Annotated in this window: 18 protein-coding genes and 1 pseudogene; 18 read left to right on the forward strand and 1 reads right to left on the reverse strand. The window is 42.3% G+C overall.

The features are described 5' to 3' along the window. Window positions 1-34: 34 nt before the first annotated feature. From RWX26_RS01185 to nt5e, 6 genes are all read left to right on the forward strand, one after another. Window positions 35-1573 carry a glycosyltransferase family 39 protein gene (locus RWX26_RS01185; RefSeq protein ID WP_314578392.1) on the forward strand — a complete coding sequence of 513 codons (1539 nt, stop codon included), beginning with the start codon at window positions 35-37 and terminating at the stop codon, window positions 1571-1573. Further along, on the forward strand, window positions 1570-2322 hold the full coding sequence (locus RWX26_RS01190; protein ID WP_314578393.1) for a DUF4336 domain-containing protein: 753 nt from the start codon (window positions 1570-1572) through the stop codon (window positions 2320-2322). The genes RWX26_RS01185 and RWX26_RS01190 overlap by 4 nt, the downstream gene beginning before the upstream one ends. A 36-nt stretch (window positions 2323-2358) precedes the next feature. After that, window positions 2359-3012, forward strand: coding sequence for a uracil-DNA glycosylase (locus RWX26_RS01195; RefSeq protein WP_002912555.1), 654 nt, complete (start codon window positions 2359-2361; stop codon window positions 3010-3012). 8 nt (window positions 3013-3020) lie between these two features. Beyond that, window positions 3021-3485 carry an 8-oxo-dGTP diphosphatase gene (locus RWX26_RS01200; protein ID WP_002900284.1) on the forward strand — a complete coding sequence of 155 codons (465 nt, stop codon included), beginning with the start codon at window positions 3021-3023 and terminating at the stop codon, window positions 3483-3485. Between the two features lie 12 nt (window positions 3486-3497). Further along, window positions 3498-4766 carry a dihydroorotase gene (locus tag RWX26_RS01205; RefSeq protein ID WP_314578395.1) on the forward strand — a complete coding sequence of 423 codons (1269 nt, stop codon included), beginning with the start codon at window positions 3498-3500 and terminating at the stop codon, window positions 4764-4766. A gap of 163 nt (window positions 4767-4929) precedes the next feature. Continuing rightward, window positions 4930-6987 carry a cell surface ecto-5'-nucleotidase Nt5e gene (gene nt5e, locus RWX26_RS01210; RefSeq protein ID WP_314578396.1) on the forward strand — a complete coding sequence of 686 codons (2058 nt, stop codon included), beginning with the start codon at window positions 4930-4932 and terminating at the stop codon, window positions 6985-6987. A gap of 39 nt (window positions 6988-7026) precedes the next feature. Here nt5e and plsY read toward each other — a convergent pair whose 3' ends face one another. Further along, window positions 7027-7677, reverse strand: a complete 651-nt coding sequence (gene plsY / locus RWX26_RS01215) for a glycerol-3-phosphate 1-O-acyltransferase PlsY (RefSeq protein ID WP_314578397.1) — start codon at window positions 7675-7677, stop codon at window positions 7027-7029. A gap of 190 nt (window positions 7678-7867) precedes the next feature. Here plsY and parE point away from each other — a divergent pair, with 190 nt between their 5' ends. From parE to RWX26_RS01275, 12 genes and pseudogenes are all read left to right on the forward strand, one after another. Next, window positions 7868-9817: a DNA topoisomerase IV subunit B gene (gene parE / locus RWX26_RS01220; protein WP_314578398.1), complete on the forward strand. Its 1950-nt coding sequence runs from the start codon at window positions 7868-7870 to the stop codon at window positions 9815-9817. 23 nt (window positions 9818-9840) lie between these two features. Further along, window positions 9841-11079 carry an AAA family ATPase gene (locus tag RWX26_RS01225; protein WP_314578400.1) on the forward strand — a complete coding sequence of 413 codons (1239 nt, stop codon included), beginning with the start codon at window positions 9841-9843 and terminating at the stop codon, window positions 11077-11079. After that, the gene (locus tag RWX26_RS01230; protein ID WP_314578403.1) at window positions 11076-11753 is read left to right on the forward strand and encodes a hypothetical protein; all 678 of its coding nucleotides are present in this window, start codon (window positions 11076-11078) and stop codon (window positions 11751-11753) included. The genes RWX26_RS01225 and RWX26_RS01230 overlap by 4 nt, the downstream gene beginning before the upstream one ends. A gap of 281 nt (window positions 11754-12034) precedes the next feature. Next, a complete protein-coding gene (locus tag RWX26_RS01235; RefSeq protein ID WP_314578404.1) occupies window positions 12035-12781 on the forward strand; it encodes a DUF6261 family protein in 747 nt (248 codons plus the stop codon). 63 nt (window positions 12782-12844) lie between these two features. Next, complete coding sequence (locus tag RWX26_RS01240; protein ID WP_314578406.1) at window positions 12845-13219, forward strand: GNAT family N-acetyltransferase; 375 nt, start codon at window positions 12845-12847, stop codon at window positions 13217-13219. 52 nt (window positions 13220-13271) lie between these two features. Then, window positions 13272-13826, forward strand: coding sequence for a protein adenylyltransferase Fic (fic, locus tag RWX26_RS01245; RefSeq protein ID WP_314578408.1), 555 nt, complete (start codon window positions 13272-13274; stop codon window positions 13824-13826). A 29-nt stretch (window positions 13827-13855) separates the two neighbouring features. Then, window positions 13856-14392: a GNAT family N-acetyltransferase gene (locus RWX26_RS01250; RefSeq protein WP_314578411.1), complete on the forward strand. Its 537-nt coding sequence runs from the start codon at window positions 13856-13858 to the stop codon at window positions 14390-14392. A 16-nt stretch (window positions 14393-14408) separates the two neighbouring features. Beyond that, complete coding sequence (locus RWX26_RS01255) at window positions 14409-15221, forward strand: aminoglycoside 6-adenylyltransferase (RefSeq protein WP_314578412.1); 813 nt, start codon at window positions 14409-14411, stop codon at window positions 15219-15221. A gap of 58 nt (window positions 15222-15279) precedes the next feature. Then, window positions 15280-17268, forward strand: a complete 1989-nt coding sequence (locus RWX26_RS01260) for a hypothetical protein (protein WP_314578413.1) — start codon at window positions 15280-15282, stop codon at window positions 17266-17268. 265 nt (window positions 17269-17533) lie between these two features. After that, the gene (gene parC / locus RWX26_RS01265) at window positions 17534-19984 is read left to right on the forward strand and encodes a DNA topoisomerase IV subunit A (RefSeq protein WP_314578414.1); all 2451 of its coding nucleotides are present in this window, start codon (window positions 17534-17536) and stop codon (window positions 19982-19984) included. A gap of 167 nt (window positions 19985-20151) precedes the next feature. Then, window positions 20152-21177 (forward strand): annotated as a pseudogene (locus RWX26_RS01270) (branched-chain amino acid aminotransferase); the annotation flags it as partial. A 105-nt stretch (window positions 21178-21282) separates the two neighbouring features. Then, the gene (locus tag RWX26_RS01275) at window positions 21283-21513 is read left to right on the forward strand and encodes a DUF2969 domain-containing protein (RefSeq protein ID WP_002895433.1); all 231 of its coding nucleotides are present in this window, start codon (window positions 21283-21285) and stop codon (window positions 21511-21513) included. Window positions 21514-21606: the final 93 nt, after the last annotated feature.

Consider the following 21606-nt stretch of genomic DNA (forward strand, 5'->3'; position numbering starts at 1 on the left):
GGCTTAAAGTCTCGGCGTTTGGTATAATAGAGCTATGTCTAAGATTTATCATCTATCCTTTTCGATATTACAGAAAGTGATGCTGATTACGGCTGTTCACTGGTTTCTGATTGCCGTCTGGCATGTTGCAGAGCTGAATAGTATAGCTATGATTGCTTTTTCTAGCTTGGCCTATCTGGCCTATCGCTATCGGCATTTGCTAGAAAAAGCTTATCATTGGCTGATGAAGCATAAATTTCTTGTTATGGTAGCTGTCTTTATTTTTCAGCTGATTATGCTCTTTTCGGCAGAGCTTTTGATTAGACGGGATGCAGCAGTTGTCTTTACAGGGGCTTTCAAAACTCTGAAAGAAAGCTCCATTTCCAGCTATCTGACCCGCAACCCTAACAATGTCTCTCTCTTTCTCTATGAGCGCTTTTTCTTTAATGTATTTGGGGAATCTGGTCTATGGGTCATGCAGGCCTTGAATGTTGTTTATACTAACGTAACGGCCTTGATTCTCTATAAGGGGTGCAAAAAGTATTTTTCACAAAGGACTGCAGATGCTGTCTTTAGTCTTTATGTGCTCTTACTGGGCTTTTCTCCTTATTTCTTTTCTATGTATACCGATATTCCGCCCCTGCCTTTCATCAGTCTGCAGATTTTTCTAGTTCTGGGCTTGCTGAGAGGAGAGGAGAACAGTAGACAGCTGGTTTGGCGCAGTATTTTGCTTGGGCTAATGACTAGTCTGGCTTTCTTCTTTAGACCGACAGTAATGATTCTGCTGATAGCTGTCTTCGGAGTTCTCTTTTTTAAAAAGAATTGGAAGAAGTTCTTTCTGACACTAGTCGTTTTTGCTTGCAGTTTTGCGATTAGCTATGCCCCGCTGCACTACTGGTCCAAGCACCAGACGGAAGTGCCGATTATGGAGGGAGAGGGATTGGCAAAAGGCCCCTTGCTCTTTATCAATTTAGGTCTGACCTTCAATGGCCACAATCAGGAAGATATGAAAGAAGGGCTCTTGCAGTATATTGAGCCTGATAAGCAATATGACTATAACAATGGCATGTTTGCCAAGGAATATGTTATCAAGGAAATCAAGCGGCGTTTAAGCGAATATAATCCTTTGACTTTCGCTCATCATCTCTTCCATAAGCAGTCTCTGACTGTAGCAGAAGGAGATTTAGGCTGGCTCTACCGCAGTGTCGAAAATGAAAAGACGCCTTATATATCGCCTTTTTACCAAGATACGAAGAATAATCCTTTTACTCAGTTTGTCCGTGACTTCTTCCTGAACACTGACAAGTCAGAATTTGTCTATTTCTCGCTGTCCAAGCAGGTGGTCTGGATTGTCATGGCGGCAGGACTTGTCTTTGCTCTTTGGAAATATCGCTCCAGTGATGAGCTGAATTTTCTAACCTTAGCTGTTTTTGGTGGCCTACTCTTTCTGCAGATTTTCGAGGGAGGGAAGACGCGTTATCTGATTCAGTTTTTGCCACAGATACTGATTCTGTCTGCTGTGGGCTTATCTCAGTACCCACAAGCCCTAAGGAAGTTTCGCTTTTGGACTAGAAAGAAGGAATCTTTGAAATGAAAAGACCTGTTCCTATCTATGAACCGCTTTATACCTTGAAACCTATTGCCGAGAATATCTGGATTGTCGACGGTGATTTGATTGAGATGGATGCGGTTCTGACACAGTTGCCCTTTTCCACCCGCATGACTGTCATCAAGTTAGCAAATGGCCAGCTCTGGTGTCATTCACCAATCCAACCAAATCAAGCCTTGTTTGACCAGTTGGACGCTTTGGGACCAGTTGCGCATCTTGTTTCACCTAATAAGATTCACTATGCCTATATAGCTGACTGGAAGAAGCGTTATCCTGAGGCAATTGCTTGGTCTAGCCCAGGAGTGGAAGAGAGAGCAGCCAAGCAGAAAATACCAGTCTCTTTTGATGAAAAGCTGACAGATGAGGCTCCAGAAGCTTGGGCAGGTCAGATAGATCAGTTGGTTTTCAAGGGAAGTACTTATATTGAGGAAGTTGTCTTTTTTCATAAGGACAGTCAAACCTTGATTTTGACAGATTTGATTGAGAATTTTGAAACAGAGCATTTTCCAAGTCAGATTCGCGGCCAGGCTTATAAATTAGTTCGAGTTGCAGCTCCGGATGGCCAAACACCTATTGACTACCGTATGACCTTTATCGGTCATCAAAAAGAAGCCAAAGAATGTCTAGAGCAGATGCTGGCTTGGCAACCGGAGAAAATCATCCTAGCCCACGGTTCTTGTTTTCTGGAAAATGGCAGAGCAGAACTCAAAAGAGCGCTTAGGTGGATTAAGTAATAGAATTTTTATCGTAGGAAATGAGAGGAGACATATATGCAGCATTCAGCTTGGCATGCTTTGATTAAGGAGCAGCTGCCGGAAGGTTATTTTGCAAAAATCAATCATTTTTTAGACGAAGTGTATGCTTCAGGGACTATTTATCCACCTCGGGAAAAGGTGTTTAATGCGATTCAGACGACAGATTTAGCAGATGTTAAGGTGGTTATTTTGGGGCAGGATCCCTACCATGGACCGAGACAGGCACAGGGCTTGAGTTTTTCGGTACCTGATGATATTCCAGCTCCACCTTCTTTGCAGAATATTCTCAAAGAACTGGCTGATGATATCGGAGTGAAAGAGTCGCATGATTTGACTTCCTGGGCTCAGCAAGGTGTTCTCTTGCTCAATGCTGGTCTGACAGTGCCTGCTGGTCAGGCCAATGCGCATGCCGGCTTAATCTGGGAGCCTTTTACGGATGCTATTATCAAAGTAGTCAATGAAAAGTCTGATCCAGTTGTTTTTATCTTATGGGGTTCTTACGCTCGCAAGAAAAAAGCCCTGATTAGCAATTCCCAACATTTGATAATCGAGTCAGCTCACCCAAGTCCGCTGTCTGCTTACCGTGGTTTTTTTGGCAGCAAACCATTTTCACGTACCAATGATTTCTTAGTGACTAAGGGCTTGGAACCTATTGATTGGTTAGCTTAGGAGGTAGTATGGTTCAGTTAGCAACGATTTGTTATATCGATAATGGCCGGGAGTTTCTCATGCTGCACCGCAACAAAAAGCCCAATGATGTTCATGCTGGGAAGTGGATTGGTGTCGGTGGCAAGCTAGAGCGAGGAGAAACCCCGCAGGAATGCGCTGCACGCGAGATTCTAGAGGAAACAGGACTAAAGGCTAAACCTGTTCTCAAAGGCGTTATTACTTTTCCAGAGTTTACTCCCGACTTGGACTGGTACACCTATGTTTTTAAGGTGACTGAGTTCGAGGGTGAACTGATTGAATGCAACGAAGGGACTTTGGAATGGGTGCCCTATGACCAGGTTTTATCTAAACCAACCTGGGAAGGCGATCATACTTTTGTTGAGTGGCTTTTAGAAGACAAGCCTTTCTTTTCTGCAAAGTTTGTTTATGACGGAGATAAGCTATTGGATACGCAGGTGGACTTTTACGAATAAGGAGATAAGACGATGCTATTAATCAAAAACGGACGAGTTATGGATCCTAAGACTGGTTTTGACCAAATTACTGACCTTTTGGTTGAGGGGAAGAAAACCGTCAAAATCGGTCAAGATTTGCAGGCGGAAGATGCAACAGTTATTGATGCCAGTGGTTTGGTTGTGGCTCCAGGTTTGGTGGATATACACGTTCATTTCCGGGAGCCGGGCCAGACTCATAAGGAAGACATTCATACGGGGGCTTTGGCAGCAGCAGCAGGTGGCTTTACGACAGTTGTTATGATGGCCAATACCAATCCGACTATCTCTACGGTTGAAACTCTGAAGGAAGTACTGGAGTCGGCTAGTCGGGAAAATATCCATATCAAGTCGGTTGCAACAATTACAGAGAACTTTGATGGGCAACATCTGACAGATTTCCAAGGTCTCTTGGCAGCTGGTGCAGTAGGTTTTTCTGATGACGGTATTCCGCTGACCAACGCTGGCATTGTCCGCAAGGCGCTCGTGGAAGCGCGTAAAAATAACACCTTTATCAGCTTGCATGAGGAAGATCCAAATCTCAACGGGATACTTGGTTTCAATGAGCATATCGCTAAAGAGCATTTTCATATCTGCGGAGCGACAGGTGTGGCAGAATACAGTATGATTGCCCGCGATGTCATGATTGCTTATGATGCAAAGGCTCATGTGCATATCCAGCATTTGTCCAAGGCTGAGAGTGTAAAGGTGGTGGAATTCGCTCAGAAGCTAGGCGCTCAGGTCACTGCTGAAGCAGCACCTCAGCACTTCTCTAAGACAGAAGCTCTGCTATTGACCAAGGGTAGCAATGCTAAGATGAATCCGCCTCTGCGCTTAGAATCGGACCGTCTGGCGGTTATTGAGGGGCTCAAGTCTGGTGTCATTTCTATCATTGCGACGGACCATGCTCCACATCATGCTGACGAGAAAAATGTTGAAGACATCACTAAAGCGCCTTCTGGCATGACTGGGCTTGAGACTTCGCTTTCTCTGGGACTGACCTACCTAGTTGAGGCTGATCATCTGAGCTTGATGGAACTTTTGGAGAAAATGACTCTTAATCCAGCTCAGTTGTATGGTTTCGATGCTGGCTTCATCGCTCAGGATGGTCCAGCCGATTTGACTATATTTGACCCAGAAGCAGATAGACTTGTGACTGATCATTTTGCCTCCAAAGCAGCTAATTCACCTTTCGTTGGTGAAAATCTCAAAGGTCAAGTGAAGTTTACCATCTGTGATGGGGAAGTTGTCTTTGAAGGATAATGCAGATTAGACTCTGATGAATTTCAGGGTCTTTTTTAACACAGAAAACTTTCCAGAAATTTTCTGAAAAAACGAATGTTTGTTGAAATATTAAGGATATAGTTCCTTTTTAAACCAAAAAGAGGTATAATATAACAAAATACTAAAGAGGAGTGTTCGTTATATGAAGAAGAAATTTTTCATCTTACCTGTTCTATCGACAGTGCTTTTGGCACCTGCTTTTTTGGCCCATCAAGTCTCTGCAGAAGAGGCTCAGGCTAGTCCAGAGCCAGAAAAGGCTGAGTTGACCAATCAGCCAGCTGCTGAGACAGCTTCTGCAGCACCAGCCCAGTCTGAAAATCTGCCAGAGGCTACGATTCTCCATACCAACGATGTGCACGGCCGCATCGTAGAGGAAAAAGGTGTTATCGGTGACGCCAAGCTAGCTACTGTTATCAAGGAAGAGCGCGCTAAAAATCCTAAAGTGCTTGTTGTGGATGCGGGTGATGCCTTCCAAGGTCTGCCAATTTCCAATAGCTCAAAAGGGGAAGAACGTGCGAAAATCCTCAATGAAATTGGCTACGATGCTATGGCAGTCGGTAACCATGAGTTTGACTTTGGTCTGGATGAGGCTAAGAAATATAAGGAAATTCTTAAATTCCCACTTCTCAGTTCTAACACCTATGCCAACAATGCTCGAGTTTTCCAAGCATCTACCATTGTGGACAAGGACCCAGCGGTTGAGGGAGATGAGTTTGTGGTAATCGGTGTGACAACACCAGAAACTGCTACAAAAACTCACCCTAAAAACGTCCAAGGTGTGACCTTCACTGATCCAATCACAGAGGTTAATCGGGTCATTGATGAAATCGAAGCACGCGCAGCAGCAGAAGGAAAGAACTACAAAAACTATGTTGTTCTAGCTCACTTGGGTGTTGACACGACAACTCCGACAGAGTGGCGCGGTTCAACCTTGGCTGAAGCCCTTTCGAAAAATCCTAAGCTCAAAGGTAAGCGCGTAACCGTTATTGATGGCCACTCCCACACAGTAGAGTCTACGAATTATGGTGATAATGTAACTTACAACCAGACCGGTAGCTACCTACACAATATCGGAAAAGTGACTTTCAAGGCCAATCAACTTCTGGGCAATCCTCAGCAAATCCCTGCTGAAACAGCTAAAAAAGTCGCTCCAGACCCAGTTGTTGCAGACATGGTCAGCAAGATTAAAGCTAGGTACGACGCAGATAATGCCAAGGTTATCGTAGCAAACAGCCCAGTAGAGCTTAATGGTGACCGTGAAAATGTCCGCGTTCGCGAAACCAATTTGGGTAATGTTGTAGCCGATGCTCTCTATGATTATGGTCAAACTGGCTTTGCCAATAAAACAGACTTGGCTGTTACTAACGGAGGCGGCCTGCGGGAAACTATTGCCAAAGACAAGCCAATCACCAAGGGAAATGTTATCGCTGTATTGCCTTTTGGGAACACTATTTCACAAATCAAGGTAACCGGTCAAAATATCGCAGATATGTTTGCCAAATCTCTGGGCTCTATTCTTCAGGAAAAAGATGGCAAGCCTGTGCTGGATGAGAACGGACAACCCTTGCTAGAACCAAGCGGTGGTTACCTGCAAATCTCTGGAGCTAAAGTCTACTATGACACGACTCTGCCGGCCAATCAGCGTGTCCTCCACATCGAGATTAAGAACAAAGAAACCGGTGTTTATGAGCCTCTTGATCCAAATAAAACCTACTATCTGACGACTAATGACTTCTTGGCTGCTGGTGGTGACGGCTATACCATGCTGGGTGGCCCTCGCGAGGAAGGACCATCTATGGATGTGGCCTTCGCAGACTATCTTGCAAAAGCTGATTTGACAGCCTATGCGGTTATCAATCCCAACTCACGTGCTATCTCTATTTCATCCACTAAAGATACAGACGGTGATGGCTACACTGATATTGAAGAAATCAAGCAAGGAACGGATCCGGCTAATGCAGCTTCCTACCCAGCTGGTGCCAAAGCAGCTTATCCTGCAAAACAGGCAGCTCCAATGGCCAACACGCCAAATCAAACTAAGCAAGTACCTGTCCATGTTGCCAGGACCTTCACTAAGGACCCTGCAGCTAAAGAACTGCCACAAACAGGCAGCGAATCAGCAGTTGCTTTGAGCCTAGTTGGTATGGTTTTAGGATTCTTTGGATTGGCAGGAATCAAGAAAAGTCACAAAGAAGACTAGTTAGAAGACACAATAAAACGGAAGTTGTTCACTTCCGTTTTATTTCTTAGCCTCAGGATTTTGATGTGTAATATTCAAGCCCCAAGGAATTAAATTTTCTTTTTTCTGCTTGATACGTTGGATATTGTCCTTGTGCCGGAGGATAATAATCAAAGCCAGCGCAATGATAATCAGAGTGAAGAAGAGGTCATAGCTGGGCAGGATAAAGCCGATTAGAGGGAAGAGCAGAGCTGATAGGATAGCGATGGCTGCTGAGAGCACACTTGCCAGAGAAATCATACTTCCCAAGTACAGGATGCTGGCAAAGATGACAATCAGATAGACAAAGAAGGCTGGTGAGAAGCCCAGAACAACCCCTGCACTGGTTGCCACAGCCTTGCCGCCCTTAAAACCGGCAAAGATAGGAAAGGTATGGCCAATCACAGCCAAGAGGCCAAAGACAAGCGGCGAAACTCCCTCAATATGCAAAAAGAAAGGCAGCAGGGTCGCTGCAGTTCCTTTGAGAAAGTCGATAGCAAAAGTAGCCGTTCCCGCTGTCTTTCCCAAAATACGGAAAGTATTGGTTGTTCCGGTATTGCCGCTGCCGTATTCTCTTAGGTTCTTTTTAAAGAAAATTTGCCCAATCCAAAGTCCAGTCGGAATAGAGCCCAGTAAGTATGCTAGTATTAATCCAATTATCGTGTTCATCATGATTTTATTATACCATTATTTCGCTTTCTTACAATAGAAAAGGATAGAATTTATAGCAGGAAATGTCTACTCGGATATTGGATTGTTCTTCGTGTAAAATCAGTCCTCATCAGCATTATTTTCAAAAAAATCTTTGCAATATTTGCCAAAAACTTGTAAGATAGAAAAGATGAATCATTAGGAGGTTCTTGTGGCAAAAAAGGAAATCAATATTAACAATTATAATGACGATGCCATTCAGGTATTAGAGGGGTTGGATGCGGTTCGCAAACGTCCAGGGATGTATATCGGTTCGACCGACGGAGCTGGACTCCACCATCTGGTCTGGGAAATTGTGGACAATGCTGTCGATGAGGCCCTGTCTGGCTTCGGTGACCGGATCGATGTGACTATCAACAAGGACGGCAGTCTGACCGTCGCAGACCACGGACGCGGGATGCCAGTCGGCAAGCATGCCATGGGTATTCCCACGGTTGAGGTCATCTTCACCGTTCTCCACGCCGGTGGTAAGTTCGGCCAAGGTGGCTATAAGACTTCAGGCGGTCTCCACGGTGTAGGCTCCTCTGTTGTTAATGCCCTGTCTAGCTGGCTAGAAGTGGAAATCACGCGGGATGGGACTGTTTACAAGCAACGCTTTGAAAATGGTGGGAAACCAGTCACCACGCTCCAGAAAATCGGGACTGCACCTAAGTCCAAGTCTGGGACCAAAGTGACCTTCATGCCGGACGATACGATTTTTTCAACGACGGACTTCAAGTACAACACTATTGCTGAGCGACTTAAGGAATCAGCCTTCCTGCTCAAGAATGTCCGTCTGTCGCTGAGTGATGCGCGGACTGGCGAAGAAGTAGAATTCCACTATGAGAATGGGGTCGAAGATTTTGTCAGCTATCTCAATGAAGACAAGGAAACCCTGACTCCTGTCCTCTATTTCGAGGGCGAGGAGAGCGGCTTCCAAGTCCAGGTGGCCCTCCAGTACAACGACGGCTACGCCGATAATATCCTGTCCTTTGTCAATAATGTTCGCACTAAGGACGGCGGGACTCACGAGACGGGACTCAAGACCGCTATTACCAAGGCCATGAACGACTATGCCAGAAAGACCGGCCTGCTCAAGGAAAAGGACAAGAATCTGGAAGGATCGGACTACCGCGAAGGTTTGGCTGCTGTCCTGTCCATCCTGGTCCCTGAGGCTCACCTGCAGTTTGAAGGCCAGACCAAGGACAAGCTGGGCAGTCCTTTGGCTCGTCCAGCCGTGGACTCTATCGTTTCTGACAAGCTGACTTTCTTCCTCTTGGAAAATGGCGAGTTAGCTTCTAATCTTATCCGCAAGGCTATCAAGGCCAGAGATGCTAGGGAAGCAGCCCGTAAGGCGCGTGACGAAAGTCGGAATGGCAAGAAGAATAAGAAAGACAAGGGCTTGCTGTCTGGTAAGCTGACTCCGGCCCAGTCCAAGAATCCAGCCAAGAACGAACTCTATCTGGTCGAGGGAGATTCTGCCGGCGGCTCTGCCAAGCAAGGCCGTGACCGTAAGTTCCAAGCCATCCTGCCCCTGCGCGGTAAGGTTATCAATACTGCCAAGGCTAAGATGGCTGACATTCTCAAGAACGAGGAAATCAACACCATGATCTACACGATTGGAGCGGGTGTTGGTACAGACTTTACCCTTGAGGATGCCAACTATGACAAGATCATAATCATGACTGATGCGGACACCGACGGTGCCCATATCCAGACCTTGCTGCTGACCTTTTTCTATCGCTATATGCGCCCGCTGGTCGAGGCTGGCCGCGTCTATATCGCCTTGCCGCCTCTCTACAAGATGTCCAAGGGCAAGGGCAAGAGCGAAGTGGTTGAGTATGCCTGGACCGATGGCGAGCTGGATGACCTGCGCCGCAAGTTTGGCAAGGGGGCCATGCTTCAGCGCTACAAGGGGCTCGGTGAAATGAACGCTGACCAACTCTGGGAGACGACCATGAATCCCAACACGCGCACCCTCATCCGTGTCACCATCGAAGACTTAGCCCGCGCCGAACGCCGTGTCAATGTCCTCATGGGCGACAAGGTCGAACCACGCCGCAAGTGGATTGAGGATAATGTCAAGTTTACGCTTGAGGAGAGTGGGGAGATGGTGTTTTAGAGGGAAGAAAGGACTTAAATATTATGGAATTAGAATTTTCGTTTAAAGATGTTCCTCAAGATGATTTAAATAAACATCGTAGTATAGATTTATCTAAAAATACTGTTATTTATGGAAATAACGGGCGAGGGAAAACAAGAATATTGACTGCGATTGATAATTTACATAAAATTGCAAGTATTGGATTTCAAAGTAAAGTTTTTAATTTAATTGAAGAATTGAATTTGTCTACTTTGCAAATTGATGGAAAAAAATTCACATCCTTATTTCGCTCCAATAATGAAATGTTGAATAACAATTACATATCGGCATATGTTAAATCTATGGAGTTTGCATTGAAGGATTTATATTCTGTATTGCAAGAACTGAGTGAAATTTCCTTTCTTTTTGAAGAATTGTTAGGAAAGCACCTAGTAGATTTAAAATCGTTATTACAAATATCAGGAGGAAAAAGAAGGCGTAGACAGATTAATAATTTAAGTAAAGTCGACAGGATATTTAGGAATTGTAATTTAACATTACTGAAGTTAAAAAATGATCTGCCGTATGGATTTTATTCTACTAGCAATGGTTTTGTTGGTGAGAATTATATTTTTCAAGTTATTAATAATGCTCTATCTGTTAATGAATATTTATTGAGAACTTTGGAGGATGCCCATTATAGAGAGCTAGAAGAAAATGATAAAAAAGTGAACTCTATCAAGGACTTTCAAAAGACACTCGAATATTCATTAGAAAATAATGATACACATTATATATCGCCTGATACAAATTTAGAAGCTATAATTAATAAAATTGATGAAAAGATAAAAAAGAATATTGAGATATATGGATTTACTTTTTTTGAAAAGGAAGAGTTAGCCCAGAAAACTCGGAAGAATGTTATAGAAAAAATTGACGAGATTCGACAAAATATTTTGGATATTAACAAGCTATTATCAAGTGGCTATGGGGGATTGGAAATTATAGTTCAATCTGGTAGAATTAAGGTTAAAAAAAATTCGGAAGTTATAGACTTTGAGAAACTCTCTTCAGGAGAAAAGAGGGTGGTAAAGTTATTTCTAACAGTTGTATTTGAGGAAGCAGATATATATCTAATTGATGAGCCAGAGGTTTCTTTATCACTAAATTTTCAATCAAAACTTATTAATGATTTAATATCTTTATGCGAAAGAAAAGGTAGCAGAATTGTTTTAGCTACTCATGCACCGTACATTTTCAATGATTGTATTACCAATAATTTTGAGAGGTTAGAACTATGACTGAAATATCGGTAGCTAATTTAGATTTTACAGAATTCAGTCATTCAGCTGAAGGCATGCTGTCTTCTTCTGATAAGAAAATATTTTTTGAAGGAAAAATAAATAAAAAATATTACCAACAAATAACATTATTTAGAAAATACACACTAGAAAATGGTGGTTCTTGTTCAGATATTAAGAATAAAGTATCTAAGAATAACTTATTTTATGGAGTAATAGATGGTGATTTTGTGAGAGAGGATTTAGATAGAATTTATCAAATAGATTTTTACAGTATAGAAAACATCGTATTGATTTATCATGATACTTTAGATTCGCATTTAGAAAATCTTAGAAGAGATTTAAAGAACCATTATAAAAAGGAGAAATTGATTAGACATAGACTAATACAAAACATAAACTGCTCAAAAAGTTTTGCTTTTGAAAAGGGATCGGAAATTAATTTACAGTTTTATGATTACATTGATAATAAAATCAATAATGAAAAAACTTTTCTTAAATATATGGATTTGAAAAAAATTGTATGCTCCTATATGATTTTTTTAAAGCAAGATCCTACAATTTCTAAAGAATGCAAAAAAGCAGCAAAAGATTATATTACAACTTGTAAAGTGATTACGATTGATGAACTCTTTTCGAAATCTGAGTCAAAAAGAGTTCAGCTAGAGTTATAGAAGATGGTTATTTATAAAAATATTCTCATCCTTACAGGAAATAAAACAAGAACCCCTCACCAGATTTTCTGACAAGCTCGCTAGAGCTTAAGTGAGACCGTCAGATTTTCTGATAAGGTATTTTTGGGCAAATTCTGTTTGGCAGAAAATCTGGCGAGTGTTTTTTGAGCAAAAGACGAACGTTTGTTTTTCTGGCAAGCAGTTTTAAAGCAAAAAACTTTTTCCGAAAATCGGACGAAGTAAAAAGTACATTAAAATAAAAAAATTAGGAGATTATAAAAATGAAAAAAATTTATGGAACTACCAGTTTGGATGTTAAATCTATAGAAAACAACGAATTTTTCCAGCTGATGTCCGAGAGTCGGAGCGAGGTTGCGACATTTATCAAGGAAAATAAGGTGGATGGCATTTACACGACCAAGCTGGATGAGATGGACAAACTTCTGGAACAGCTGCAGGGCGGGCTTCATCAGGCCAAGTCCAGCAAGCTGGTGGCTAGTCTGGATCAGGCTGACCGCGAGCGCGATGATGCTTTGGGCACGCTCCAGTCTTTGGTTCGGGCCTTTGCAAGGGTCAAGGACGCAGCGACCAAGGAAGCTTACGAGACCCTGTCTCAGCTCCTGAAAAACTACACTGGTCTAGCTGCAACTAGCTTGGAGAAGGAGACCGAGGGCATCAACCACCTACTCCAAGAGCTGAAAAAGCCGGCCTACCAGACAGCACTGGCTAAACTCCATCTGGAAGCCCATGTCGACAGTCTGGCAGCTGCTCAGAAGGCCTTTGAAAAGGTCTACAAGGAGCGACTGACTGAGCTCAAAGGCAAGACACCAAGCCAGAATAAGAACGTCCGCCTCAAGCTTCAAGAAATCTATGATTTTCTAGTGGATTTCACTGCAATCATTGCCTACGCTTATCCTGAAAGAACTCACGTGGTCAATCTCCGCGACCACCTCAACACTATCCGCAGCCGCTACAAAAAACGCAAACCATCTAAGAAGGTGAAAGAAGGAGTGGCGGAGAGCAACTAGAATATAACTAAATTTGAGTTGAAAAATTGTTAGTGGTCGCATCGGATTTGAAAGGAGTAGAAAATGATAATCAGACTTGCAAGCACAAAAGATTTTCAAGCTATTTATGCTCTTTATCAAAATGAAAAATGGATTTCTTTTACAGAGGAAAAAGTGACATCATTATTTTCAACAAATCTGTCCCATTACTTGGTAGTTGAAGAGAACCAGAAAATCCTTGGTTTTGCCCGCTACTTGACAGATGAAGTCATGACGACCTTTTTAGCTGAGATTATCATTGATAAAGCCTATCGCGGAAAAGGATTGGGACGGCGATTGATCACTGAAATTCATCAAAAACATCCTTTAACTCGCATTGAATTAATATCAGAAGCGGATGGATTTTATCAGACAGTAGGTTTTAAAGCTGTGGGAACAGGGCTTAGGAAATCTGAATGAGAGGAGCCAACCCAATAAACTGGGTCTGACGGATTCGCTTGAATTAGCCAAGATGGAAGAAAAAATCAGCAAGACCCGAGCTAAAGAGCTTTTTGAAGAGCAGCTTCTGGACGATAAAGCAGCTGGCACCTATGCCACTCTGGCCTTTATTCACGGGTTCTTGTTTGAAGAAATTTATGACTTCGCTGGTCAGATTCGGACAGTCAATCTCTCCAAAGGGAATTTTCGCTTTGCGCCTGTCATGTATCTGTCAGCTTCCTTGGAAAATATCGACCGCATGCCTCAGCAGACCTTTGATCAGATTGTCGAAAAGTATGTGGAGCTAAATATTGCCCACCCTTTCCGTGAGGGGAATGGTAGAAGCATGAGGCTTTGGCTGGACCACTTACTCAAGGCTGAGCTGAGGCAAGTTGTGGACTGGTCTCAAGTGGACAAGGAAGATTACCTCCTAGCCATGGAGCGCAGCCCAATTCGAGACACAGAAATCAAGCACGTCCTCAAGCAAGCCCTCACTAATGATGTTGATAACCGTGACCTCTACATGAAGGGCGTAGACCATAGTTACTACTATGAAGGCTATAGCCTGTATAAAGCTGAGGAGTTGTGAGGTAAGAAAGTTTGCAGAGGAGTGTTTAGATGACTATTCTTGAAACAAACCGTCTCATCCTACGAGACTTGCAGGAATCTGATTTGCCGGCTTTGATTGCTATGAATCAGGATCCGGAGGTCATGCAGTATTTCCCGAAGCCATATAGCCAAGCGGAGTCCTTGCGGCTTTATCAGGGCATTCAAGATGAAGTTAAGGCTTATGGCTACAGTCTTTGGGCTGTTGAAGAAAAGACCAGCCAGGAGTTTATCGGCTTGGTAGGTCTGCACCATTCGGATTTACGGATTTTTGCTGGAAAAGAAGCTGTAGAAATCGGCTGGCGTCTGCGAAAAGAGTTTTGGAATCGTGGTTATGCGACGGAGGCTGCCCAAGCCTGTCTAGACTTCGCTTTCCAGCAAGCTGGCTTGTCAGAAGTTTACTCTTTTACATCCTTACTCAATCTCCCTTCGCAAAAAGTCATGCAAAAGCTAGGCATGGAATTTGTCAAAGAATTTGATAATGAAAAAGTTCCAGCAGACAGTCCCCTTTATAGACATGTCCTCTACAGAATCAAGAGTTTTCACTAAAAAGGCAGGTATTCCCATGAGAACTGAAACCGAAATGTTTGATGTGATTTTGCAAACCGCAAAAGAGCTACAAGTAGACGCTGTTGCTATGTCCGGCTCACGGACAAATCCAAATGCTCCCAAGGACGAGTTTCAAGACTATGATGTAGTCTACATTGTGGAGGATTTGGATGGTCTGATAGCCGACCTTGCTTGGTTGGAAAGGTTTGGCAAGCGCATGATTGAGCAGCATGTCCTACTTGACCATCGCCGCCTCTATCTCATGCTCTTTGAAGATGGCAATCGGATCGATTTGACCCTCTGCCCTAAAGAGCACATCAAAGAGTGGGTTGATAGCGAAGCGGATTTTACTGTGCTGGATGACCCGCAAGGAATGTTTGCTCCTTATGCACCGACACCCAAGCGCTATTGGACGACACCAGCCAGTGCGACTGACTTTGACAAATCCTGCAATGAATTTTGGTGGGTGTCAGCTTATGTAGTCAAGGGCATTCATCGGAACCACCTTATCTATGCGACGGATCATTTGTATGGAATCTGCCAACAAGAATTGCTCAAGCTTTTAGCTTGGCAAGTGGCAGCAGATAAGGGGACGGTCGATGTTGGCAAGAACTACAAGTACCTCTTTCAGTATTTGCCTGCTGAGAAAGAGAAAGAATTTACAGCCTTGCTTGACTTTTCTGACCAGAAAAGCCTCACCAAATCTCTCTTAGCTACCATGGACTTTTTCCACAAAGAAGCACAAGCCTTCTCTCTCAAGACTGGTTTTCCTTATGACAAAGCAACTGCAGAGAAGATGCTTGAGTATGCTGAAGATAAATTAAGATAGAACTATGAGAAGGAATTAGTGGCTTTGAATTATAAAAGTTTAGATTGGAACTATAGTTATGAAATATCAAAAAATAATTATTGAAAAAGATTTTTTGCCTAGTAGAAGAGTAGAATCAGAGTTCAAAGAATTCACTTATGGAGGGAAAAAATACTTCAAACCTCATCTAATTTTCGCTAGAAATGGGATGGGGAAAACGACGCTTGCAAATGAGATTGATGAAAAAAGCAATGTTGAAGAAAATGAATCAATTTTTTATAATTCTAGAAATCGACCATATCAAATAACCAATGGCGATGTTATTTATACATTAAAAACAGGAGATGATTATAGATTTACAAATATAGGAAATAATGCTATTTTTATTGCAGATGAAAATGTTGCTGATGATGTAAAAATTATAGATATGGAAATAGATAGACTCAATTATGAGCTAGAAGAAAGTGTAAAATCACTTTTAAGATACGGAGGAACAAACAAAAATCCTGATACGATGCTTGTAAGAGAGTTACCAATATCTCTTGCAGTTGGAAGTTTTAACAAAGCAAAAAGAAGGATTATTATTCATGATTCTCCACTAGAAATATTAAAAAAATTATCAAGTTTTATTTCTTCTTCTAGCAAAGAATACAACATCGAGAAAAAGGTTGTCCTTGAGAAGCTAAAAAAAGGTATCGAAAATATGCTTCATAGAGAAGATGTGAGGGTGAAACTTGATTTTATTGATGGACTATATGATATCTTTGCTCTTCAAGGCATAAACTATGTAGTTGCTAAAGAATTGATTGACCCGCTTAAGGATAAAACAATATACGGTAAAAAAATTTCCAATTTATCAGATTTAATATTGGATTTGGAAGATATTCTAATAACTTTAGAAAAATTAAAGAACAAACTTCTTGAACAAATCACCTTAGAAAATTCTAATTGCTTAAATATAGATTTTTCTACAATCTTTTTTGACTCTCAACGCTTGAGAATTGATGGTAAAGGAATGATTTATACTAGGGGGCAGCCAATCCTCTTCCCGAGGTTATCCACTGCTGAAAAAAATATAGTTACCTTGGTTTACTCTTTCTTTGAATTAGAGAAGAAAATAAAGGACAAAGAACCGGAATCATTATTAGTTGTTATTGACGATCCTATTTCTAGTACAGACTATTCAAATAAAGTGGGACTGTATACTTTTTTTAGGAATAAAGTTGAAACCCTTACTAATGCTTATAGCGAGACTCAATTTATTATCTGCACACATGATGAGGAAGTTTATTATCATTTTTTCACAATATTTAATGATTTAAAATGCTATAAAAAAAATACTCTATGTCTGGAACTTACCTATGAGGGTTTAATTGAAAGAGAGAAGGAATATAATTTCTATAGACAACAAATTAACAGTATTTATAAATACGCTCTTGGTTTAGAACCTAAACTTAGTCTATACATTGGGAACACAATGAGACGTGTTCTGGAGGCATATTCCACTTTCAATTATAGCTTAGGTCCCAGCGAAATAGCTACTGATCAAGAAATACTTTCAAAAATTCAGGACGAAACTGAAAGAGAGTTCTTCAAAGCTTACATGTATCGTTTAATTCTAAATTCAGATAGCCATGCAAGTGATAGAGTCAGACGATCATCATCTAATTTTAGTGAAATGTTTTCTGTTGAAGAAAAGACAAGAACTGCTCAATTATTATTAGGGTTCTTATATAGATTGGACCCTGTTCATATAGAAAAAATGATTGATTTAAAACAACTTACAGATGAATATGAAAAGAAAATCAATAAGTGGAGTGGTCATAAAAAGAAGTGTGAAGAAAGACTAAGTGAACAAAAGAATAACATTGAAGGTATAAAAAATAGCAAACAATTTACAGATGATGAAAAAGCACAAAAAATTCTGGAACGAACTGATGAGTACAATATGAAACAACACGAAATAGAATGCTTGTCGGACCGTATAGAAGCATGTAAAACAGGAAAAGAAATGTTGAAAGATGGACTTGGTCCAAGTATTGAATTCTGGTTAAAATCAATAAAATAGTAAATGAAATCATTAAACATCAATTTTTCTAAAGAAAGGAGTTGTTCATTCCCTAATGCTTTGCGAAAAATCCTTATTACTAATTAAGCAATAAATCTTAAACACTTTAAACTACAGAAAGGATTGTTTGGTTACTTATAGTAACTGAACACGGGACTAATTTCTTAGGAAAAAAGATAAATCGCTTGGGGTTCATCGAACCCTGCATCGATTTCCTATTTTTCTACAGAAATTTTCGGCAAGCCGAAACGTCCCTTTGTATCTTATGTCCAATATTCAAAACATGTCCCTTGAGGACATCATGGGAGAGCGCTTTGGTCGCTACTCCAAATACATCATTCAGGAGCGGGCCTTGCCGGACATTCGCGATGGCTTGAAGCCTGTTCAGCGCCGTATTCTTTATTCCATGAATAAGGACGGCAACACCTTTGACAAGGGCTACCGCAAGTCTGCCAAGTCTGTCGGGAACATCATGGGGAATTTCCACCCTCACGGTGACAGATCCATCTACGACGCCATGGTTCGTATGTCACAGGACTGGAAAAACCGTGAGATTCTTGTTGAGATGCACGGGAACAATGGCTCCATGGACGGTGATCCACCGGCGGCTATGCGTTATACTGAGGCGCGCCTGTCTGAGATGGCTGGTTATCTTTTGCAGGATATCGAGAAAGATACCGTTCCTTTTGCTTGGAACTTTGACGATACCGAGAAGGAGCCAACCGTTCTGCCGGCAGCCTTTCCTAATCTTTTGGTCAATGGAGCAACTGGGATTTCCGCTGGTTATGCGACGGATATTCCACCTCATAATCTAGCCGAAGTCATTGACACGGTTATCTATATGATTGACCATCCGTCTGCCAAGGTGGACAAACTCATGGAGTTTCTGCCTGGACCAGACTTCCCGACAGGAGCTATTGTCCAAGGCCGTGATGAGATCAAGAAAGCCTATGAGACTGGTAAAGGTCGCGTCGTGGTGCGTTCCAGAACTGAGATTGAAAAGCTGAAGGGTGGTAAAGAGCAAATCGTCATTACTGAGATTCCTTACGAGATTAATAAAGCAGTCTTGGTCAAGAAGATTGACGATGTGCGGGTCAATAATAAGGTAGCTGGCATTGCTGAAGTGCGGGACGAATCCGACCGTGACGGTCTTCGCATTGCCATCGAGCTCAAGAAAGATGCCAATACCGAGCTGATTCTCAACTATCTCTTTAAGTACACTGATTTGCAGGTCAATTATAACTTCAACATGGTTGCGATCGACAACTTTACGCCTCGTTTGGTGGGGATTGTGCCAATCTTGACCAGTTATATTGCCCACCGCAAGGAGATTATTCTGGCTCGCAGCCGCTTTGACAAGGCCAAGGCTGAGAAACGGCTCCATATCGTGGAAGGATTGATTCGGGTTATTTCCATCTTGGACGAGGTGATCGCCCTGATTCGTGCTTCCGAAAACAAAGCAGATGCCAAGGAAAATCTTAAGATCAGCTATGATTTCACCGAGGAGCAAGCTGAGGCTATCGTCACTCTCCAACTCTACCGTTTGACCAATACAGACGTAGTGGTTCTGGAAGAAGAAGAAGCAGAGCTGCGCGAGAAGATTGCCATGCTAGCTGCTATTATCGGCGATGAGCGCACCATGTATAATCTTATGAAGCGTGAGCTCCGCGATGTCAAGAAGAAGTTTGGCAATCCGCGTCTCAGTGAGCTGCAGGATACAGCAAACGCTATCGAGATTAATACAGCTAGTCTCATTGTTGAGGAAGAAACCTATGTCAGCGTGACACGTTCTGGTTATATCAAACGGACCAGTCCACGTTCCTTCTCAGCATCGACCTTAGAAGAAATAGGCAAACGTGATGATGACCGACTGATTTTCGTCAGCCCGGCCAAGACGACCCAGCATTTGCTAATTTTCACAAGTCTTGGAAATGTCATTTACCGGCCTGTTCATGAGCTGTCAGACATACGCTGGAAAGAAATAGGAGAACACCTCAGCCAGACCATCAGTAACTTTGATACCAAGGAAGAAGTTATCTATACAGAATTACTGGACAGCTTTGAGGAAGGCACTTACTTTGCAGCGACTAAGTTAGGTCAAATCAAGCGAGTGGAGCGTAAGGAGTTCAGTCCTTGGCGGACCTACAAGTCTAAGTCACTCAAGTTTGCCAAGCTGAAAAATGAAGACGACCAGGTTATTGCTCTGGCGCCGATTAAGCTGGATGATGTTATGCTCGTAACCAAGAATGGCTATGCCCTTCGCTTCAATATTGAGGAAGTTCCTGTCATCGGAGCTAAGGCAGCTGGAGTTAAAGCCATCAATCTCAAGAAAGACGACGTCCTAGCAGCGGCCTTTATCGCCAACACAGACTCGCTTTACCTCCTGACTCAGCGCGGTTCGCTCAAGCGTATGGCAGTCGCTGATATTCCTGTTACCAGTCGGGCAAATCGCGGTCTTCAAGTTCTGAGAGAGCTTAAGACCAAGCCACATCGTGTCTTTGCAGCTGGACCTGTCTTTGGCGAAGCAGTGGACTTTGATCTCTTCACAACAGAAGCAGAAGCTAGTGAGGAGCAGATTTTGCAGGTGCTTTCCAATAAAGGAACTGCCTATGAGATCAATCTGGCTGACCTCAGCTTATCTGAGCGCACCAGCAACGGCAGCTTCATTTCTGATACCATTTCAGACGAAGAAGTCTTCTCAGCTTATATCAAGTAATCATCAAACCAGTTCACAGGAGCTGGTTTTTTCAATTTCTATGAGTTTGATAACAGGAAAAAGTCTGGATAACAAAATTTTCTGAAAATTGAAAATAATACTTGAAAATATCTCAAAAAGGTGTAAAATAGGGAGTATCTAAAAATGAAGTTTGGAAGAAGAGGAGAAAGACCATGACTGTAAATCTTGACTGGGAAAATCTAGGATTCTCATATATGAAACTGCCTTATCGCTACATAGCATACTATCGCAACGGCCAGTGGGAAGAAGGAACGTTAACAGAGGACGCTACGCTCCATATCTCTGAGTCGTCTCCTAGCCTTCACTACGGCCAGCAGGCTTTTGAGGGTCTAAAGGCTTATCGAACTAAGGACGGCAGTATTCAACTCTTCCGTCCGGATAAAAATGCGGAACGTCTGCAGCGGACAGCCGATCGCTTACTAATGCCGCAAGTTCCAACAGAAATTTTTGTGGAAGCAGTCAAGCAAGTTGTCCGAGCTAATGAAGAATATGTACCACCTTATGGAACAGGCGGAACCCTTTATATTCGACCGCTCTTGATTGGAGTTGGTGACATTATCGGAGTGAAGCCAGCTGAAGAATACATTTTCACTATCTTTGTAATGCCGGTCGGCAATTACTTCAAAGGCGGTCTGACTCCTACTAACTTCATTGTCTCAGACGACTATGATCGCGCGGCGCCGCAAGGAACTGGTGCGGCAAAAGTGGGTGGTAATTACGCTGCTAGCTTATTACCAGGAAAGATTGCTAAGGATAAGCATTTCTCTGATGTGATTTATCTGGATCCAGCAACCCATACCAAGATTGAAGAAGTAGGTTCTGCCAACTTCTTTGGTATCACCAAGGATAATGAGTTTATAACACCGCTCAGTCCGTCTATCTTGCCATCTATCACCAAGTATTCTTTGCTATACCTGGCCGAGCATAGACTAGGGCTCAAACCGATCGAAGGAGATGTTCCTCTGGCGGATTTGAGTAAATTCACTGAAGCTGGAGCTTGCGGAACAGCTGCAGTCATTTCTCCTATCGGTGGTATCCAGCACGGCGATGACTTCCATGTCTTTTATAGCGAGACGGAAGTTGGTCCAGTCACTCGCAAGCTATATGACGAATTAACTGGTATCCAATTCGGCGATGTTGAAGCGCCAGAAGGTTGGATTGTGAAAATATAATCTAAAAGCTGTCCTTGATTGGGCAGTTTTTCTGTGATTCTAGCCTAAGATAGCTTGCGAAGATAGTCTTTTTCGTGTACAATAGAAATTTGAAAGAGGTAAGTTATGAGTAAAAAAGATAAAAAAATTGAAATTCAAATCACAGATAGCAAAGTGAAAGTCGGAGCAGACCAATTTGACGGCTATAGTCTTGCTATTGGAAAGAAGGTTATTGGAGAGATTGCCGAACTAGATGGCCAGTTTGCAATCATCAAAAATGGAAATGCTGAAAGTTTTTATAAAAAACTTGAAAGAGCTGTGGAAACTTTGATTGAAACCTATAATTTAAGCAAATAGGGCTTGCATTTTCATTGTATCAATGTTATAATAGATAGCGTTGATTGTCGGAGAGATAGCGAAGAGGCTAAACGCGGCGGACTGTAAATCCGC

Source organism: uncultured Streptococcus sp. (assembly GCF_963536705.1).
Taxonomy (GTDB): domain Bacteria; phylum Bacillota; class Bacilli; order Lactobacillales; family Streptococcaceae; genus Streptococcus.